The following is a 17,661-nucleotide window of genomic DNA, read 5'->3' as shown; positions in this document are numbered from 1 at the left end:
CACTGTTTCTATATCATGTAGAGATGGTATTCTATAGCTATACCTTATCTTTTAGAATTTCCCCACTACCGCGTATTACATTAAGAAGAGAGAACTTTTTAAGTGATTAATTAACCATTTTAAAAAGTTGTGAAAATGCAAACACAAGTATTAGGCTATCCGCGTATTGGTAGCCAAAGAGAGCTGAAAAAAGCAAATGAACAGTATTGGGCTGAGAAAATTGAAAGAGAAGAGTTAGAGCAGGTTGCGCAAGCTATTCGTCATCAAAATTGGCAATTACAAAAGACAGCAGGTATTACATTAATTCCTTCTAATGACTTTTCATTTTATGATCAGGTATTGGATTGGAGTTTAACCTTAGGAGCTATTCCTAAAAGGTATCAGCCTCTCCGTACAAATGAAGGTCTGTCTTTACTAGATTTATACTTCGCGATGGCTAGAGGGTATCAAAAAGGTGGATTTGATATTACTGCTATGGAAATGACAAAATGGTTTGATACCAATTATCACTATATCGTACCGGAGTTTTATAAAGGACAGCAGTTTGAATTAACTTCATTAAAGGTAGTAGAGGAATATAAAGAAGCAAAGAAGATCGGTATAGAGACTAAGCCCGTTATCTTAGGTCTTGTTTCTTATCTATTATTAGGTAAGGCAAAAGAACAAGATTTCAATGTATTGAGCTTAGCAGATAGTTTATTACCAGTATATCTTGAAATAATAAAACGTCTGACAGATGAAGGAGTCCAGTATATTCAAATTGACGAACCTTTTCTAGTTCTTGATTTAACAGAAGAGCAGAAAACTGCAATCACATCGTTTTACAATACGATACAATCTACTTTTCCAGATCTTAAGGTAATTGTAGCTACTTATTTTGGAGGGTTAGAAGATAATGCTTCATTGGCATTGACATTACCAGTAGAAGTATTGCATATTGATCTAGTTCGCAATGAAGAGCAGCTAGAAGAGATACTTAATAAGGCTCCGTCTAGTTTAAAGTTGTCACTAGGTGTGGTGGATGGTCGTAATATTTGGAAGAACGATTATGAACAATCATTAACATTGATAGATAAAGCTATTGAACGAAGAGGGAAAGAGAAAATCATCATAGCGACATCGTGTTCATTACTTCACAGCCCTATTGATTTAGAAGGAGAAGTGAAATTAACAACAGAAATCAAGCAATGGCTCGCTTTTGCTAAACAAAAGGTTCAGGAAGTAGTAGACTTAGCTAAGTTAGCGAGTGTTGTAGATAGAGAGGGTATATTGGTTTATCAAGAGAATAAAATAGCTCAACACAATAAACGTACATCTACGCTTATACATCATGAAGCAGTAAAAAGACGCGTACAAGGAATTACAGAGCAAGATGCACAAAGAAAAGCTCCGTTTAGTACGAGACAACCCTTACAGCATAAAGCATTAGATCTTCCTTTATTTCCAACGACAACAATAGGTTCGTTTCCACAGACGACAGAAGTAAGACAGTGGAGAGCTAAGTTTAAAAAAGGAGAGCTTACAGCACAACAGTATGAAGATTTATTAAAACAAGAGACGGCTAGAGCTATACAATGGCAAGAAGAAATCGGGTTAGATGTATTAGTACATGGAGAGTTTGAACGCAATGACATGGTGGAGTACTTCGGAGAACAATTAGAAGGGTTTACATTTACTCAGAATGGTTGGGTACAGAGTTATGGAAGTAGATGTGTGAAACCTCCTGTTATATATGGAGATGTGTATCGCAGTAAGCCATTAACGGTATTCTGGTCTGCTTATGCACAATCATTGACTAAGCAAAAGGTAAAAGGAATGTTGACAGGTCCAGTGACGATATTACAGTGGTCCTTTGTACGAAATGATATTCCTAGGTCTGAGACCTGTACTCAAATAGCTTTAGCAATTAGAGATGAAGTAGTAGATTTAGAAAGTGCTAATATTGAAATCATCCAGATTGATGAACCTGCAATAAGAGAAGGCTTACCATTGCGTAAAGCAGCCTGGGATAGTTATTTGGATTGGGCTGTTAGAGCATTTAGAATTTCTGCTTCAGGAGTGAAGAATGAGACACAGATTCATACTCATATGTGTTATTCTGAGTTTAATGATATTATACAGCATATCGCAGCTATGGATGCAGATGTGATTACGATAGAGTGCTCTCGTTCACAGATGGATTTATTAGATGCTTTTGCAGCATTTAAATACCCAAATGAGATTGGACCAGGAGTATATGATATTCACTCTCCACGTGTACCTACAGAAGAAGAAATGTTGTATCTAATTAAAAAGGCAGAAAATTATATACCAACAAAACAATTATGGGTAAACCCTGACTGTGGACTGAAAACTCGTCATTGGGAAGAGACTGAAAAAGCGCTTATAGCGATGGTGAATGTCTCTAAAAAATTGAGAGAACAAAGTTTAGTAGAAGCTATTTAATAGAATAAGGCTCTTGTTAATCAACAAGAGCCTTATTTTTTTATGTTATTTTAGAAAGATAGACGAATGATCCTATCTAATTTATCCTTGTCTATATGAGGAGAGAATTCATTGTATAGTTCATGCTTAAGCAGTGATACGATAGCAAAGAAATCAGAAGTAAGCGTTAAGTAGTATTGTTCTACTTTTTCTACTGATTGATTTTCTGCTATTTTGATCTGATGACTTTCAGTCATTAGATTGCCTACGTGAATTAATATTTTATCAAAGGTCTCTGCTGAGGTATGCATTTGAAGAAAACCAAACTCAAAGATCAGATCGTGTAGGTTATTCACTTCTTTCTCTATTTTCTTACCTGTAGATAAGTGTGGACTAAGAGACTCTCGTTGTAAGATTGTGTTTAGTTGAGTCAAGAATTGAAAGAAAACTTCTTGTTTTTTTTCAAATACTAATAAGTGACGTTCTCTAGACTCTTCACTTTTAGTTTGCCCTTGTAATAAAAGAACAGTAATAATAGCTGTGATTACAACCCCTAATAAGGTGCCAAAGAACTGACCAGGAAGTGAAGCTAGTTCAAATATTTCAAAAGTTATGGCTACGATAAAGAAGATAATTGTACTCGTCACAATACCTACTCTTGGCCAATTGATTTTGTTTTTCATAATGTCTTTATTTAAAAAACGATGTAAGGGCTTGATGAATAAGAGTATATCCTTTTTTAAGAGATAGAAAAAAGAAAAGCTTATCCAGAATGAAATTACAATTATTTCTGATATAAAAAAGATTATCTTTTCTGATGTGTCTTTCTATAAGCCGACATACTCATCTCTTCGTGTTTTTTGAAGAACTTATTAGCATGACTCTCATCTGTAAACGTAAATTCAGAAGCTATCTCACCTATTCTAAGATCGCTAAACAGTAGGCGTTGCTTAATAAGTTTTAGTCGATAAGTAGTGATGTACTGTTGCATAGTCTCTCCACATTGGTTAAAGAAATAATTACCTATATAAGATGGTGCTAGACCAAACTCTTGTCCTATAACCTGTGCTGTTAATCGTTTGAGGTCATAGATGTTCTGCTGTATGTAACTTATGATGTCTAATACCTTTTGTTCTTTAGTGGTTAAGTTTTCAGGAATATAGTTCATTAGATTACGCGTAGCTATAATCATAATAGCATTGATATACTGACGTTGTAAATCGCAATTACACGTTTTAGTATTTTGGATACTGAGTATAAGACATTCTACTATTTTGTGAATGATATGTTTGTCTTCCTCATCTGTTATAATAGAAGTAGGTAGATGAGTAGCATAGTACAGCACGCATTCTAAGTGATTAATATTAGCAGCATTGTATTGCTTGATGTATTCATCATTCACGCGAATAACGACAAACTCTGATTGAGCTTTTAGGTCAAAAGAGTGTTTGTCTTCTGGAGTGATTAGATATAGGTCACCCATAGTTATTTTGCTTTTATTGCCATTTACAGTGTGTGTTCCTTCTCCTGAAATCACAAATACAAACTCAAAAAAATTGAATTGTCTGTTCTGTAGAGGACAAGAATCTACCTTCTCATAAAAGACCTCAAAGGGTTGATATATATTTTCTCTTGCCATGTATATACTGTTATTTGATTAAAATGTACCTGTATGATGGTGTTTAATCAGTTTATTTTTGTGTAAAAGTAATAATTATATGAAAGCAATTGTGTTAAATGAATTTGGAGGAGTAGAGAATCTTCAAATGACAGAGGTAGAGATACCTCTTATCAATAAAGAGGAAGTGCTAGTAAGAGTGAATGCGCTTAGCATTAATCCTGTGGATGCACTAACTAGATCAGGTACAGTAGGAATGTCTAAGATAGTGGGACAGTTTAGTCCTATTATTTTAGGATGGGACTTTTCAGGTGTAATAGAAGCAATAGGAGATCACGTACAAGAGTTTAAAGTAGGCGATGCTGTTTTTGGTATGGTAAACTTTCCAGGGCACGGCAGGGCTTATGCAGAATATATTGCTGTGCCCGTTAATCAGATCGCTTTAAAACCTAGTAATATTACTTATGAAGAAGCAGCTGCGTCTACCTTAGCGGCTTTGACTGCATGGCAGGCTTTTGATAGTTATGGTAAGTTAAGGCCTAATGATAAGGTACTAATACATGCCGCATCAGGAGGAGTAGGGCATTATGCTGTACAGATGGCTAAGCATTTAGGCGCTTATGTGATAGGAACATCTTCATTGAAGAATAAAGACTTTGTTTTAAACTTAGGAGCTGATGAGCATATTGATTATAGAAGTGTGCAGTTTGAGGAAGTAGTGTCAGATATAGATTTTGTCTTAGAGGCAGTAGGTGGAGACAATTTTCAGAAATCAGTAAAGGTGCTTAAGCAGTTCGGTACTCTTGTAGCTTTGCCATCAGGATATACAAAAGAAGATGAAGCATTGTTTAATGAAAAACAGTTACACGGAAGTTGTTTTATGAGTGTGTATTCGAGTGGAAGAGATATGAAAATCATAGCTGATCTCTTAGAAAAAGGCATTGTAAAAGCTCATATTAGTCGTGTTTTTGACTTTGAAGACATGGATAAAGCACATTTATATATAGAAAGTGGGAATACTGTAGGAAAGGTAGTTGTGTGTATTTCTTAAAATAAATATAATAATCAAACATAAAAGATGGTATAAATATAAAGTATATCATCTTTTTTTGTTTTTATATGTTTTGTTATTTAGTGTTTTGTGTGGTTATATTGTTGTTTTTTAAGTGTAATAATTAAATAATGTTAATTTTTTATATATTTGAATTTATGAATTTGTTTGATTCTCCTTGTTAACTATTCAAATAATCGTTAAACGTTTATGAAAAAAATAACCTTACTTATATTAATTGGCTTCTTGTCATTTTCTTGTAGCAATGATGACAATAGCAAGAATGATAAACCTAAAGAAGAGAAACCAGATTATCAACCTAAAATACTGATCCCTTTTGAAGAGCGTGGTTTATGGGGGTTCAGAGACCCACAGGCGAATGTAGTGGTAGTGGTACCTCAGTATGAAGCTGTAAAAGATTTTGACCAACATAAAATAGCTAGAGTAAAAAAGAGTAAGCTTTGGGGAATAATAGATATGCTGGGCAAACCTGTAATAGCTCCTACTTATAACGATATTAAAGATTTTAGTATACAGGGATATGCGACTGTGGTGAGATTAGAAAAAAGTGGAGTGATTAATACTAAGGGAGAAGAGAAGATAGAACCTTTATACGATGAGATTACAGGCTACTATGATAAGCAGTATGTAAAGGTGATGATAGAGCAGAAGTATGGTATCATAGATAAGGATTGGAAATTAGCAATCAAACCTTCTTATACTAAGATTCGCGATTTTGGAACAGAAGGAGTGAATGCAGATCACATCATCGTAGAACAGAATACAAAGAGAGGATTGATTAATAAAAACTGGAAAGTATTAGCGAATGCTAAGTATGACAGTATTACCAAATTTGATACTAGAGGTATAGCGATGTTAATCGATTCTTTAAAGATGGGGATGATTAACACGGAAGGAAAGATTCTAGAGCCTAAGTACGATGAGATTAAAGAGTCTAACGACGAGGCTGAAGTTACTTATAAAGTAGTTTTAAAAGAGAAATGGGGACTGTTAAATAAAGATTGGAAAGAAATTATAGCACCTCGTTTTGAGGCAGACTTTAAGATATTTGAGTTTGATAAATCAGGTTATGCCAGATTACATGTAGGGGAGAAGTGGGGATTCATTGATAAGAATCACAAGGTAATCTTAGAGCCTATATATGATGAGATCACAGAATTCGACGAACAAGGTTTTGCACGTATTAAAGTAGGAGAGAAGTGGGGAGTGATTAACAGAGAGTTTAAGGTATTATTAGCTCCAGAATATGATAATATAACCGTGTTTAACGCTGAGGGCTTTGCGCGTGTCAATCAGAATGGTAAATGGGGAGTGATTAATAAACAATGGAAAGTAGTGCTACCTGTGATATATGATAATATCGGAACTTTACTACCTTATGATATGACAATCTTAACACTAGATAGTAAACTAGGGTTAGCGAATAAGAATTGGGAAGTTGTATTACCTGTAGATTATAAGGATATCAATGTGACAGAAGACCAAGGTACGGTGAGAATCTACAATGATATACCAGGTATAGAAAGAGCTGTAGGGTTATTCCATCTAAAAACGTATAAACGTTTAGAACCAACCTATGAGCGAATAGATAATTATAACTCTTTTGGATATGCATTAGTACAAAAGAATGAGATATCTAAGAGTCTTATAGATAAAAACTTCGAAGAGCGATTAGATACTTATTATACAGAGATATATCCATTTAATGAAGCTGGAGTGTTTAAAGTACTTAAGGCTCCTTATTTAGGCGTATTTGACTCTAGAATGAATATGTTGGTAGAACCGACTAAATATACAGATATAGAAGAGTTCGCAGAGGATAATCATGCAGTAGTGTCTTTTGGCAATAAGAGCGGGTTAATTAATAGACAGTGGAAAGAAGTTCTAGCTGTAGAATATGATGAGGTATCTACGCCAGACAAAGAGAGTAATAGAAAGCTTACTATTCACACTTCTTCAGTGACAATGTATAATGTTTTTAATCAGAACGGAAAGACCTTAGAGGATAACTATAAAGAGATAAAGTTTGACTATGCAAACAAAGTCATTTTGTTAAAAGGGATGAATGATTTACATGGTTTTGCATCTGTTAATCTTGTACATATCACTTCTCCTGTTTATGAGAACGAGCTAGACTTCACCAATGCTCTAGTAGCTAGGATGAAACAGAATGGGGTATGGGGACTGATTAATAAACAGGGCATCATTGTTATAAACCCGATGTACGATCGTATCAGTGAGTTTAATAATGAAGGATATGCCTATTTAGTAAAAGGAGGTTTATACGGATTTGTGAATCATGTAGGGCTTACGACTGTGCATGCCAAATATGAAATACCGGATTATGCTTTGACAAAAGACAAGTTAGCAAAGGTGAGAGCGAATGGACTATTGACTATTGTTAATTATGAGAATGGGATAGAGTTATTTAAACCAGGTCAGTATACAGATGTAGATAACTTATTTAAAGGCTACGCTGCCTATTTAGAGAAAGGTAAGTGGGGCATAGTGGATAAGTTACAAAAGGTAGTATCAGTAGCGAAATATGATAAGGTAGAGCGCTTCACTAAAGATAATACAGCGCGAATTAGGCTGAATAACTATGTAGGGTTTATGAATGATAAAGGGGTAATCGTATTAGAACCGACTACATACAGTCATATAGGAGAGTTTAAAGATGGTAAAACTACTGCGATAAAGAATGGAGTAGCAGTAGTTATTGATATAAATGGAAAGGAAATATAGGTTTGTATAAAAAGCACTTTTGTAGAGATACAGAAGTGCTTTTTTATGGTAAAGAAGGCAGGATATAAGCTATAAAGAATGAAAATGAAGATATTCCTTTTTAAATAATGAAGATATTGTCTAATTACTTGAAAAATAGAATTAATCCATTGGCAGTTAATTTGTTATATTCCTATAAGTATCGTAAATTTAAAGTAATAAAAAGGTGACCTTTTTATATGTGTATTGTCTAACTAAAATCTGATTGTTATGAAACAAAAGGTTCCAGTTGAAGAGATTATGACTAAAGAGCTCATCACTCTTACTTTATCCGATAGTTTATATGATGCAGAGAGATTGTTTAAAAAACATAAAATAAGACACATCCCTATCGTTAAAGGGGATAAATTAATAGGAGTGCTAAGTTATTCTGATTTGATTAAAATCAGTTATGTCGATGTGGTCGAGGATGAGTCAGAAGACATGCCTTCTGTAGTCTATGACTTATATTCTATAGAACAACTAATGGCTAAAGTAGTGGTAAGTGCCTTACCTATAGCAACAGTAAAAGAGGTAACAGAAATACTGTCAAAGCAGAGCTATCACTCTATACCGATAGTTGATCAGCTAGGACATTTAAAAGGAATAGTGACTACTACGGATTTATTAAAGTACTTCTTAAAACAGTATTAGTGTCATAAAGATAAGATAGGTGTGACTCTATCAGGATAATATAAAGCAGGATAAATCGGTCGAAAAGAATTTATCTTAATATCTAAATGAACTTTATTCATCATTAGTTATGAATAGAGTTCATTTTTTTATACCCCCAATTCGTTTGGAAATACACATTTTGTGAATTTATAGGGTAACATGATGTTTTTATATAATACTTACAGATGTTTGTTGATACTATTTTATATATTAAGATATAAAAGTTTATTTAATGTATAAATGCTTAAAATAATAATAAAATATCATTTATTTTTGTGTTTTAATATGATAAGTGCTAATTTAGCTCATGTGTTACAATAGTATTACAAATATGAAAAGAAGAACAATGTTTGATTTTGCCAAAACGATATTAGAGAATGTAAGTTTTGATCCAAAGTTATTTTATAAGGAATTGCAAAAAGCAATTCAGAATTTATTACCATACGATTTAGATCAGTTAAAACAGTGGGTTAGTGGTTATGTTCAGGAAAAACCAGAACTACATCAATCCTTAGAATTACTGAACGCATAAGATAAAAGCACTTCCATAGGAGGTGCTTTTTTTATAAGATCAACTCATTGCATAAAATGAAATTATTGAAATATTTATTTAATAAAATTCAGTCAATTTATTCAAATTATGAGAATCAGATATTAATTGCTAAAATTGTATTAAAGTCTGAGGGAAAAACGGGAAATACTTTTCAAAATGACTATGTTTACTATGTAGTAAGATAAAAAATTACAGATATGAAAACACGTTTAATGTTTGATTTCGCAAAAACTATACTTGAGAATGTAAGTTTTGATCCAAAGTTATTTTACAAAGAACTTCATAAAGCTATTAATCAATTATTGCCTTATGATGTAGATCGCTTAACGAAATGGGTGAATGGTTATGTTCTAGAAAAACCAGAACTTCAAGAATCTTTAAATTTAATTAACGCTTAATTATAACTAAAAAGCACTTCATTCGAAGTGCTTTTTTTATGAGCGTTAGTGATGTACTTTCGATACATTATGTAACGATATAGTTCTTATCAGGTGTCATCAGCTCTGGTAGAGGCATTTCCGATATTTCACTTAGAGAATAAGCTATATTAGCACACATCTGATCTAGAGCAAGGTCGTTTTCTTCTTCTCCGAATGGCTCTGCTATCTCTGCTACTACAGCGTCTAGTGCGATAAAGGTATACGCTACGAAGGTCACAAAGAAGGGCATAGTCCAGACAATAAGATCAATTAATCCAAACGGAAGTATAAAGCAGTACACATAGACTGTCCTGTGTAGAATAACAAAGTATACAAACGGAATTTTAGTATGTACGATACGTTCACATGCACCTAATACTATGGATAGTTCATCGATATTCTTGTCTATCCTAGCTTGTGTGATAGTATCTAGTCTACCTGCACGCTGCTGTGTAGCTATCCATTTCGTTAATTCATTAAGAATATACGCAGGTTTAAATTTCTTAGTCAGCATTTCTTGATATACCTCTTCTTTCAGGTACTGACGTATCTCTTCATAGTCTGTCTTTTCTCTCAGTTGTTTATTTAAGAGATAGCAGAAAGCAATAATAAGTTTGATCCCCTCTTGTTTTTCCTTTTTAGAGAACGAAGGGCTTTCGTCTATATAGTTTTGAATCTGAAAAGCAAGCGATCTAGAGTGTATCACTAGGCTTCCCCATTGTTTCCTTCCTTCCCAGAAGCGATCATAAGCCGCACTATTACAAAATCCTAAGAATATCGCTAGCGAAATACCTACTAAGGCAAACGCTCCTACATTAAGTGGGATTATTACATCAGGGAATAGGTAATGAGCAAAATAGACAATCCAAGAGAATATAAAGATAGCCAGTAGCGTTGGAAATATTTTTTTAAGGACAGACCCCTTCCATATAAAAAGCATTTGTATGATATGCTTTTTGTGTCTTACTATCATATTGTTGAGTTTTGATATAAGAGCAAAGTTAGTTTGGGATTCAGTCTTAGACAAATAATCCTTGTGAAATTAATAAAAGCAATCGTTAAAAAATAGAATAATGGACTGACTATAAGGTTTGTGTAAAATAATATTGTTGTAATTAAGGGGTGAGGTACCTATACTTTAGAGGTATAAAAAAAGCTACTTATTGTAGATAAGTAGCTTAATATGATGTCCTCTAAAAACATCAAAACAACAATATTTTATATCTAAATGTATCTCTTCTTTAGAGATAGTACATAAAGATTGCATATAAATTGCTTTATATGTATGTAGTAAATATAGAAAAAAGTTTTGTTTTTAACAATTTTTTTGAACCTTTAATTGGATTTATTGGTATTCTTTTTTATAATAAACTATGAATCAGTAAAGTAAAATATGATTTTTTAATAGTTATATTGTATTATGTCTTATTTTGCATAAGATATAACTGTAAAATCGTTACTTTCGCATCAAAATAAATTTAAGATTTAAGTAAATGAGTAGTAAACACGACAAAGTAGAGAAGCCAATCACGTTATTCCAATCGCTAATTCCTGTTGTTATTTTAGTAGGATTATTAGCTATTAATGTGTTTGTATTCCGGGATGACGCCTTGTCTGGTACGAATCAGTTTATCTTATTAATAGGTGGTTCTATTGCTACTGTTGTGGGTATCTTTAATCATGTAAGTTACGATAAGGTGATCACGCAGATTATTAATAATGTTAGAGATACCTCTAGTGCTATCTTTATTTTATTATTAGTAGGAGCCTTATCGGGTACTTGGCTTTTAAGCGGGATTATACCTAGTATGATTTATTACGGGTTACAGATTTTACATCCCGCTATTTATCTACCAGCCTGTCTGATCATTACTTCTATTATATCTATAGCTACAGGTAGTTCATGGACTACATCTGCTACAGTAGGGATAGCGTTAGTAGGGATAGGTAATGCGATAGGGATGCCTATAGGGATGATAGGAGGAGCTGTGATATCAGGAGCTTATTTTGGAGATAAGTTATCCCCATTATCTGATACGACTAACCTTGCTCCAGTGATGGCAGGTACAGACTTATTTACCCATATCAGATATATGCTGTACACTACAGTACCTACTTATATCGTTACGTTAGTGCTGTTCTCTGTGTTAGGGGTATTATATGGTCATGGAGGAGATGTAGATACATCAGTGACTTTACAGGCTATAGCAGATACATTTAATATCACACCTATTTTATTTATAGTACCAGTATTTGTAGTTTTTTTGATCGTTAAGAAAGTACAGCCTATAGCAGCATTATTGATAGGAACACTATTAGGAGGAGTATTTGCACTGATTTTCCAGCCAGACATCGTAGTCGCAGTATCAGGTGGAGATACATTTAATTTTTATAATGCGTATAAAGGTGTTATGCTAGCACTGACTACAGATATCAGAATCTTGTCGCCATTAGAGAGCCTGAACGGCTTGTTTGAAGCAGGAGGGATGGCAAGTATGTTGAATACGGTTTGGTTGATTTTATGTGCTATGTTTTTTGGTGGAGCGATGGAAGCTATTGGAGCATTACAGAAGATCTCGATGGCACTGTTGAATATTGCTAATAATGTATTCGGGTTATTTGCAAGTACAGTAGCTAGTTGTTTAGCGATTAATGTGATGACATCAGATCAGTATCTATCTATCGTGGTACCAGGTAAGATGTTTTCTGACGCTTATAAGGCAAAAGGATTAGCACCAGAGAATCTGAGCCGTACATTAGAAGACTCAGGGACTGTGACATCAGTATTGATCCCTTGGAATACTTGTGGAGCATATCATTCAGGAGTATTGGGGATACCTACGATGACCTATCTACCGTATGCATTTTTTAATTATTTGAGTCCATTTGTGACCTTGTTATATGCAGCATTTAATTATAAAATTAGAAAGATAGTGAATAAGGCATAAGACATACCTTATATATTATAGAGAAAAGGGGCGATAAACTTAGGTAGTACTAAGCTTATCGCCTTTTTTCATTGCTTATTTTTTGATTCATTTTTGGAGTGGTCGACTTGTGATGGGAAGGTTATCGCATAGTGGTCGCATACTTTTAGCCCTTTTTTATGCGACCACTATGCGATAAGTATCCGATAAGTATGCGATCACTTCTGTAAAAATGAATAAAAGATGAGAAAATTAAAGACTTGGATGATGAGGTGGAAATTATTTTGTTATAGAGAAGCTAGGGAAGAAAGTGACGCAGAATAAATATGTAGATCTATAAAGGAGCTGATATACTATAGATTATAAAAATATTTAGGTTTATTAATATTATTATAACATGCTAAGATTTCCTAGTTCTATATAAAATGACTATCTTTAGACATGTCTAAACTAATCAATAGACAATGCAATGTAAGTATAGATTTTATTTATGTTAGAATAAAAAACAATAATCAAGATTAATAGATTATCGTATTTACTAGCCTTACATTTGTAAAAGAAATCAAGAAGGATTATTAACTTTAAAATAAATTATTATGTCTTTAGTAGGTAAAAAATTTCCAAACATCACAGTAGACGCAATGTCTGAAATGGGAGATGATTTAAGAATCAACATTTTCGAAGAAGCAACAAAGAACAATAAAAAAGTATTATTATTCTGGTACCCAAAAGACTTTACATTCGTATGTCCTACAGAATTACATGCTTTCCAAGCAGCTTTACCAGAGTTTGAAAAAAGAAACACTATGGTGATTGGAGCTTCATGTGATACTAACGAAGTACACTTCGCTTGGTTAAACACAGCAAAAGACAATGGTGGAATCGAAGGAGTTACTTACCCAATTATCGCAGATACTCAAAGAAACTTATCTTCAGTATTAGGAATCTTAGATGTAGAAAACGAAGTATATAATGAAGAATTAGATTCAGTTCAAATCGAAGGATCTAACGTTACATATAGAGCTACTTACTTAATCGATGAGACTGGAAAAATTTTCCACGAATCAGTAAACGATATGCCATTAGGAAGAAACGTAAATGAGTACATCAGATTAATCGATGCTTACGCTCACGTACAAACTCATGGTGAAGTATGTCCAGCTAACTGGGAAGAAGGAAAAGATGCAATGAATGCTGACAGAAAAGGTGTAGCTGAATACTTAAGCAAACACTAAGAAATAAACCAGGTTACTAACCCAAAATTTAAAAAAAATGCTTTTAGAACTAGATAAAGATAATTTACAAGAAATTGTAAATTCAAATGAAAAAGTGGTTGTTCAATATGCTGCATCTTGGTGTGGTAATTGTAGAATTATGAAGCCTAAATTCAAAAAATTGGCTACAGAGAAAGAAAACATGACATTTGTAATTGCAGATGCTGAGAACTTCCCTGAGTCAAGAAAGTTGGCTGATGTAAGCAATTTACCAACTTTTGCTACATTCGTAAACGGTAAATTAGTTAACCAAACTCAGACAAATAAAACTGAGGTGTTACAGGAATTAGTAAACGAAATTGTATAATTTCATAAATCTTATATAGAATGAAATTACCAGTGATAAGACAGTTGTCTCAATTCATTGCAGATAACGACCAAGATTATATTATAGAAACGCTAGAAGTATTAGAAAACCTAACTGAGGTGCCTTCTCTTAAAGATGAAGAACTAGATGTGATCGGTGAACTTATTTCTAATATGTATGGGGCTCTAGAGGTTCAGAAACTTGTAAAAGAAGGAGCTACCCAAAAAGAAGCGTTGAATACCTTTATGCAAAGAGTTTTAGGATCAATAGATAAATAAAACTCTCTTTATAAAATTTTTAAGGACTGTACTCTGAGTACAGTCCTTTTTTTGTTTTTAGGGTTAAATAAGTCTGTAGTCCAATTCTAGAAGACTGCATAGGAGTGCCTCATTGATTATATATTTATTACATTTAGGTTTTGCTAATATATCTATCAGTATTTAGCATTATATTCTATCGAATTTTACTTATTTTTGTGTAACCTAAAAAATAAAACAATATGGCGACTGTAACATTAAAAGGTAATGCTATCCAAACTATCGGAACATTACCAGGATTAAATACGAAAGCTCCTGAATTCAATTTAGTAGGAGGAGATTTAGCTGATAAAACATTGGCGAATTATAAAGGAAAAAGAGTAATCTTAAACATCTTCCCTAGTGTAGATACACCTACATGTGCTACTTCTGTAAGACATTTTAACCAAGATGCTTCTAAACTAGAAAATACAGTAGTATTATGTGTTTCAAGAGATTTACCTTTTGCACAAGGGCGTTTCTGTGGAGCAGAGGGTATTGCGAATGTAGAGATGTTGTCTGACTTTAGAGACGGACAATTTGGAAAAGATTATGGGGTGCTGTTTACAGACGGACCTTTAAAAGGATTATTGTCTAGATCTATTGTTATCTTAAACGAAGAAGGTACAGTAATCTATACAGAACAAGTGGCTGAGACAGCTGATGAACCAAATTATGAAAAAGCTATCGCTGCTTTAAAATAAGGGTTTTATATACATAGACTGCTAGTATGTTGTATGATTTACTAGCAGTCTATTGTTATAAAAAGAATTAGGTTGAAAACAATATAGCCATATTGTCAATAAAAAAGGAAATGGAAAAAGAAAATACAACAAAAAAGAAAACTACAAAATCAACGAGTACGGCCAAACGATTTGATACAACGATACATATCAATAGCCGATTCTTAATCACTATACTGTTAATCATCAGTGGTATCGCACTAACGTTGAGTTTTATATCCTATTTAATCACAGGGATAGAAGATCAGAGTAACTTAGAATTATTAGGTGATAGACAGGCTGAGGTGGCTAACTGGTTAGGTAAACTAGGGGCATATCTAGCTCACCTATTTGTATACCAAGGATTCGGAGTAGCGTCTTTCTTTTTTGCAAAGTTATTAGTTCATTCAGGTATTTATGCCTTTTTCACTATACCAGCTAGAAGAATCAAGAAAGTGATTTTCTGGGACTTGTTCTCGATGTTATTACTGTCTGTTTTCTTAGGTTTTTTCTGGAGCAGTAATCCTCTTTTAGGAGGAACAGTAGGGTATGAGTTAAATCTGTATTTTGTAGATTATCTAGGTACAGCTGGTACGGTATTGTTACTGTTATTCTTTGCGATTGCTTTTGCACTGTTTAGATTTAAATTATCACCTACTTCTATTCGTCAAGGAATAGAAGGGTTGCCAGCGTTCTTTAAGAAGTTTAAAAAGAAACATATAGAGACTCCTGCTGACTTCGATAATAATGGACAAGTAAATCAGGGAGATCCAGAGCCTGTAGCAGTAGTGAATAAGGAGGTAGAAACACCGTCTGCTAAGCAAGAAACACCTGTTAAAGAAGAAGATTTTAGTATCTATGAGCAACCTGTGTCTCCTAAGTCTGCTATAGTAGAACCTAAAAATATCAAACCGACGATAGAACATAGCTCTGAGTTAGTATTAGATCATAAAAATCCAAAGCCAAACGTAGAGAAGACAGAATCTGTGACTGCTAAGGAAGCAGGTGCTAATGACTTCGTTATTGAAGAAATAAAAGACGAAGGAAGTTTAGAAGAGAATCTAGCGGCTAGATTGGTTCAAGACTTTGGAGAGTTTGACCCTACATTAGAGTTGTCTAATTATCAGTTTCCTTCTATTGAATTATTGAAAGAATACAGTGGTTCAGGAATTACGATTAATCAAGAAGAGTTAGAAGAGAATAAGAATAGAATCGTAGATACACTGCGTAACTATAAGATCGATATTGCTCAGATTAAGGCGACTGTAGGGCCTACAGTGACGCTATATGAGATCGTACCAGAGGCAGGTATTCGTATTTCGAAGATTAAGAACTTAGAAGATGATATTGCCTTATCTTTAGCTGCCTTAGGTATTCGTATTATTGCACCTATACCAGGTAGAGGAACGATAGGTATAGAAGTACCTAATAATAGCCCTTCTATTGTATCTATGAGAAGTGTAATAGCTTCTCCTAAATTTCAAAGTGCTGAAATGGAGTTACCAGTGGCACTTGGTAAGACGATTTCGAATGAGACCTTCGTAGTAGATTTAGCAAAAATGCCTCACCTTCTGATGGCAGGGGCTACAGGACAAGGTAAGTCTGTAGGACTGAACGCTCTATTGACATCACTTCTATATAAAAAGCACCCAGCAGAAGTGAAGTTCGTATTAGTTGACCCAAAGAAAGTAGAATTAACTTTATTTAATAAAATAGAACGACATTATTTAGCTAAATTGCCTAATTCGGAAGATGCTATTATAACAGATAATACGAAAGTTATTAATACGCTGAATTCTCTGTGTATAGAGATGGATAACCGTTATACGCTACTAAAAGATGCAATGGTTAGAAACATCAAGGAATACAACGAGAAATTCAAACAGCGCAAGTTAAATCCTGAGAATGGACACCGCTTCTTGCCTTATATCGTATTAGTAGTGGATGAGTTTGCAGATTTGATTATGACAGCAGGTAAGGAGGTAGAGACGCCTATCGCACGTTTAGCTCAGTTGGCTCGTGCTATTGGTATTCACTTAATTATCGCTACACAGAGACCATCTGTAAACGTTATTACTGGTATTATTAAAGCGAACTTCCCAGCACGTGTAGCTTTTAGAGTTACTTCTAAAATAGACTCTCGTACGATCTTAGATCAGCAGGGTGCAGATCAGTTAATCGGTAGAGGGGATATGTTGTACACACAAGGAAATGATTTGGTACGTGTACAGTGTGCTTTTGTAGATACTCCAGAGGTAGAAAAACTAACAGAGTACATAGGGGCACAAAAGGCTTATCCAGAGGCTTATATATTACCAGAATATGTAGGTGAGGAGGGAGCTAGTAATTTAGATGTGGATATTAGTGAGAGAGATCCTCTGTTTAAAGACGCTGCAGCTATCATCGTTACAGCACAGCAAGGGTCAGCTTCATTGTTACAAAGAAAGTTAAAACTAGGTTATAATCGTGCAGGTAGATTAATTGATCAGTTAGAGGCTGCCGGTATTGTAGGGCCTTTCGAAGGAAGTAAGGCACGTACAGTGAATATACCAGATTTGATGGCTTTAGATCAGTTTTTTGATAATGAAGAAAACAACAATTAAAGAAATAG

General features: G+C 34.0%; 15 protein-coding genes. 12 read left to right on the top strand and 3 right to left on the bottom strand.

Annotated features, from left to right (window positions below; genetic code table 11):
• The first annotated feature begins 135 nt into the window (after positions 1 to 135).
• The gene (gene metE / locus AABL87_RS12545) at positions 136 to 2,445 is read left to right on the top strand and encodes a 5-methyltetrahydropteroyltriglutamate--homocysteine S-methyltransferase (protein WP_341277432.1); all 2,310 of its coding nucleotides are present in this window, start codon (positions 136 to 138) and stop codon (positions 2,443 to 2,445) included.
• Between the two features lie 50 nt (positions 2,446 to 2,495).
• On the opposite strand, the gene AABL87_RS12540 is transcribed toward metE, so the two are convergent.
• Complete coding sequence (locus AABL87_RS12540) at positions 2,496 to 3,107, bottom strand: hypothetical protein (protein ID WP_039328288.1); 612 nt, start codon at positions 3,105 to 3,107, stop codon at positions 2,496 to 2,498.
• A gap of 122 nt (positions 3,108 to 3,229) precedes the next feature.
• Positions 3,230 to 4,063 (bottom strand): AraC family transcriptional regulator, encoded by an 834-nt coding sequence (locus AABL87_RS12535; protein ID WP_341277431.1) that lies wholly within the window; start codon positions 4,061 to 4,063, stop codon positions 3,230 to 3,232.
• 79 nt (positions 4,064 to 4,142) lie between these two features.
• Here AABL87_RS12535 and AABL87_RS12530 point away from each other — a divergent pair, with 79 nt between their 5' ends.
• The 5 genes from AABL87_RS12530 to AABL87_RS12510 all read left to right on the top strand — a co-directional run bounded on the left by AABL87_RS12530 (position 4,143) and on the right by AABL87_RS12510 (position 9,503).
• Positions 4,143 to 5,093, top strand: coding sequence for an NADP-dependent oxidoreductase (locus AABL87_RS12530; protein ID WP_341277430.1), 951 nt, complete (start codon positions 4,143 to 4,145; stop codon positions 5,091 to 5,093).
• A 210-nt stretch (positions 5,094 to 5,303) separates the two neighbouring features.
• The gene (locus AABL87_RS12525) at positions 5,304 to 7,859 is read left to right on the top strand and encodes a WG repeat-containing protein (RefSeq protein ID WP_341277429.1); all 2,556 of its coding nucleotides are present in this window, start codon (positions 5,304 to 5,306) and stop codon (positions 7,857 to 7,859) included.
• Between the two features lie 249 nt (positions 7,860 to 8,108).
• Positions 8,109 to 8,531, top strand: a complete 423-nt coding sequence (locus tag AABL87_RS12520; RefSeq protein ID WP_341277428.1) for a CBS domain-containing protein — start codon at positions 8,109 to 8,111, stop codon at positions 8,529 to 8,531.
• 352 nt (positions 8,532 to 8,883) lie between these two features.
• Positions 8,884 to 9,084 carry a hypothetical protein gene (locus tag AABL87_RS12515; protein WP_029988608.1) on the top strand — a complete coding sequence of 67 codons (201 nt, stop codon included), beginning with the start codon at positions 8,884 to 8,886 and terminating at the stop codon, positions 9,082 to 9,084.
• A 218-nt stretch (positions 9,085 to 9,302) separates the two neighbouring features.
• Complete coding sequence (locus AABL87_RS12510; protein WP_006258632.1) at positions 9,303 to 9,503, top strand: hypothetical protein; 201 nt, start codon at positions 9,303 to 9,305, stop codon at positions 9,501 to 9,503.
• Positions 9,504 to 9,570: 67 nt separating this feature from the next.
• Here AABL87_RS12510 and AABL87_RS12505 read toward each other — a convergent pair whose 3' ends face one another.
• Entirely contained in the window at positions 9,571 to 10,497 is a 927-nt protein-coding gene (locus AABL87_RS12505; RefSeq protein WP_039328278.1) for a bestrophin family protein, read from the bottom strand.
• Positions 10,498 to 11,017: 520 nt separating this feature from the next.
• On the opposite strand from AABL87_RS12505, the gene nhaC reads away from it, so the two are divergent.
• From nhaC to AABL87_RS12475, 6 genes are all read left to right on the top strand, one after another.
• Positions 11,018 to 12,472 (top strand): Na+/H+ antiporter NhaC, encoded by a 1,455-nt coding sequence (gene nhaC, locus AABL87_RS12500; RefSeq protein WP_006258629.1) that lies wholly within the window; start codon positions 11,018 to 11,020, stop codon positions 12,470 to 12,472.
• A gap of 575 nt (positions 12,473 to 13,047) precedes the next feature.
• Positions 13,048 to 13,686 carry a peroxiredoxin gene (locus tag AABL87_RS12495; protein WP_006258628.1) on the top strand — a complete coding sequence of 213 codons (639 nt, stop codon included), beginning with the start codon at positions 13,048 to 13,050 and terminating at the stop codon, positions 13,684 to 13,686.
• 37 nt (positions 13,687 to 13,723) lie between these two features.
• The gene (locus AABL87_RS12490) at positions 13,724 to 14,032 is read left to right on the top strand and encodes a thioredoxin family protein (RefSeq protein WP_341277427.1); all 309 of its coding nucleotides are present in this window, start codon (positions 13,724 to 13,726) and stop codon (positions 14,030 to 14,032) included.
• 20 nt (positions 14,033 to 14,052) lie between these two features.
• Positions 14,053 to 14,310, top strand: coding sequence for a DUF6952 family protein (locus AABL87_RS12485; protein ID WP_006258626.1), 258 nt, complete (start codon positions 14,053 to 14,055; stop codon positions 14,308 to 14,310).
• A 221-nt stretch (positions 14,311 to 14,531) separates the two neighbouring features.
• Positions 14,532 to 15,032 carry a thiol peroxidase gene (gene tpx, locus AABL87_RS12480; protein WP_006258625.1) on the top strand — a complete coding sequence of 167 codons (501 nt, stop codon included), beginning with the start codon at positions 14,532 to 14,534 and terminating at the stop codon, positions 15,030 to 15,032.
• Positions 15,033 to 15,142: 110 nt separating this feature from the next.
• Complete coding sequence (locus AABL87_RS12475) at positions 15,143 to 17,653, top strand: DNA translocase FtsK (protein WP_006265863.1); 2,511 nt, start codon at positions 15,143 to 15,145, stop codon at positions 17,651 to 17,653.
• The last annotated feature ends 8 nt before the right edge of the window (positions 17,654 to 17,661 follow it).

It is taken from the genome of Myroides sp. C4067, from assembly GCF_038039665.1.
Lineage (GTDB): Bacteria > Bacteroidota > Bacteroidia > Flavobacteriales > Flavobacteriaceae > Flavobacterium > Flavobacterium odoratimimum.
Note: the sequence above shows the minus strand (reverse complement) of the source record. Positions and strands in the feature narration are given on the sequence as shown.

Coding starts and splice junctions, on each gene's coding strand:
- metE (WP_341277432.1), top strand. CDS start 136: ATGCAAACACAAGTATTAGGCTATCCGCGTATTGGTAGCCAAAGAGAG.
- AABL87_RS12540 (WP_039328288.1), bottom strand. CDS start 3,107: ATGAAAAACAAAATCAATTGGCCAAGAGTAGGTATTGTGACGAGTACA.
- AABL87_RS12535 (WP_341277431.1), bottom strand. CDS start 4,063: ATGGCAAGAGAAAATATATATCAACCCTTTGAGGTCTTTTATGAGAAG.
- AABL87_RS12530 (WP_341277430.1), top strand. CDS start 4,143: ATGAAAGCAATTGTGTTAAATGAATTTGGAGGAGTAGAGAATCTTCAA.
- AABL87_RS12525 (WP_341277429.1), top strand. CDS start 5,304: ATGAAAAAAATAACCTTACTTATATTAATTGGCTTCTTGTCATTTTCT.
- AABL87_RS12520 (WP_341277428.1), top strand. CDS start 8,109: ATGAAACAAAAGGTTCCAGTTGAAGAGATTATGACTAAAGAGCTCATC.
- AABL87_RS12515 (WP_029988608.1), top strand. CDS start 8,884: ATGAAAAGAAGAACAATGTTTGATTTTGCCAAAACGATATTAGAGAAT.
- AABL87_RS12510 (WP_006258632.1), top strand. CDS start 9,303: ATGAAAACACGTTTAATGTTTGATTTCGCAAAAACTATACTTGAGAAT.
- AABL87_RS12505 (WP_039328278.1), bottom strand. CDS start 10,497: ATGATAGTAAGACACAAAAAGCATATCATACAAATGCTTTTTATATGG.
- nhaC (WP_006258629.1), top strand. CDS start 11,018: ATGAGTAGTAAACACGACAAAGTAGAGAAGCCAATCACGTTATTCCAA.
- AABL87_RS12495 (WP_006258628.1), top strand. CDS start 13,048: ATGTCTTTAGTAGGTAAAAAATTTCCAAACATCACAGTAGACGCAATG.
- AABL87_RS12490 (WP_341277427.1), top strand. CDS start 13,724: ATGCTTTTAGAACTAGATAAAGATAATTTACAAGAAATTGTAAATTCA.
- AABL87_RS12485 (WP_006258626.1), top strand. CDS start 14,053: ATGAAATTACCAGTGATAAGACAGTTGTCTCAATTCATTGCAGATAAC.
- tpx (WP_006258625.1), top strand. CDS start 14,532: ATGGCGACTGTAACATTAAAAGGTAATGCTATCCAAACTATCGGAACA.
- AABL87_RS12475 (WP_006265863.1), top strand. CDS start 15,143: ATGGAAAAAGAAAATACAACAAAAAAGAAAACTACAAAATCAACGAGT.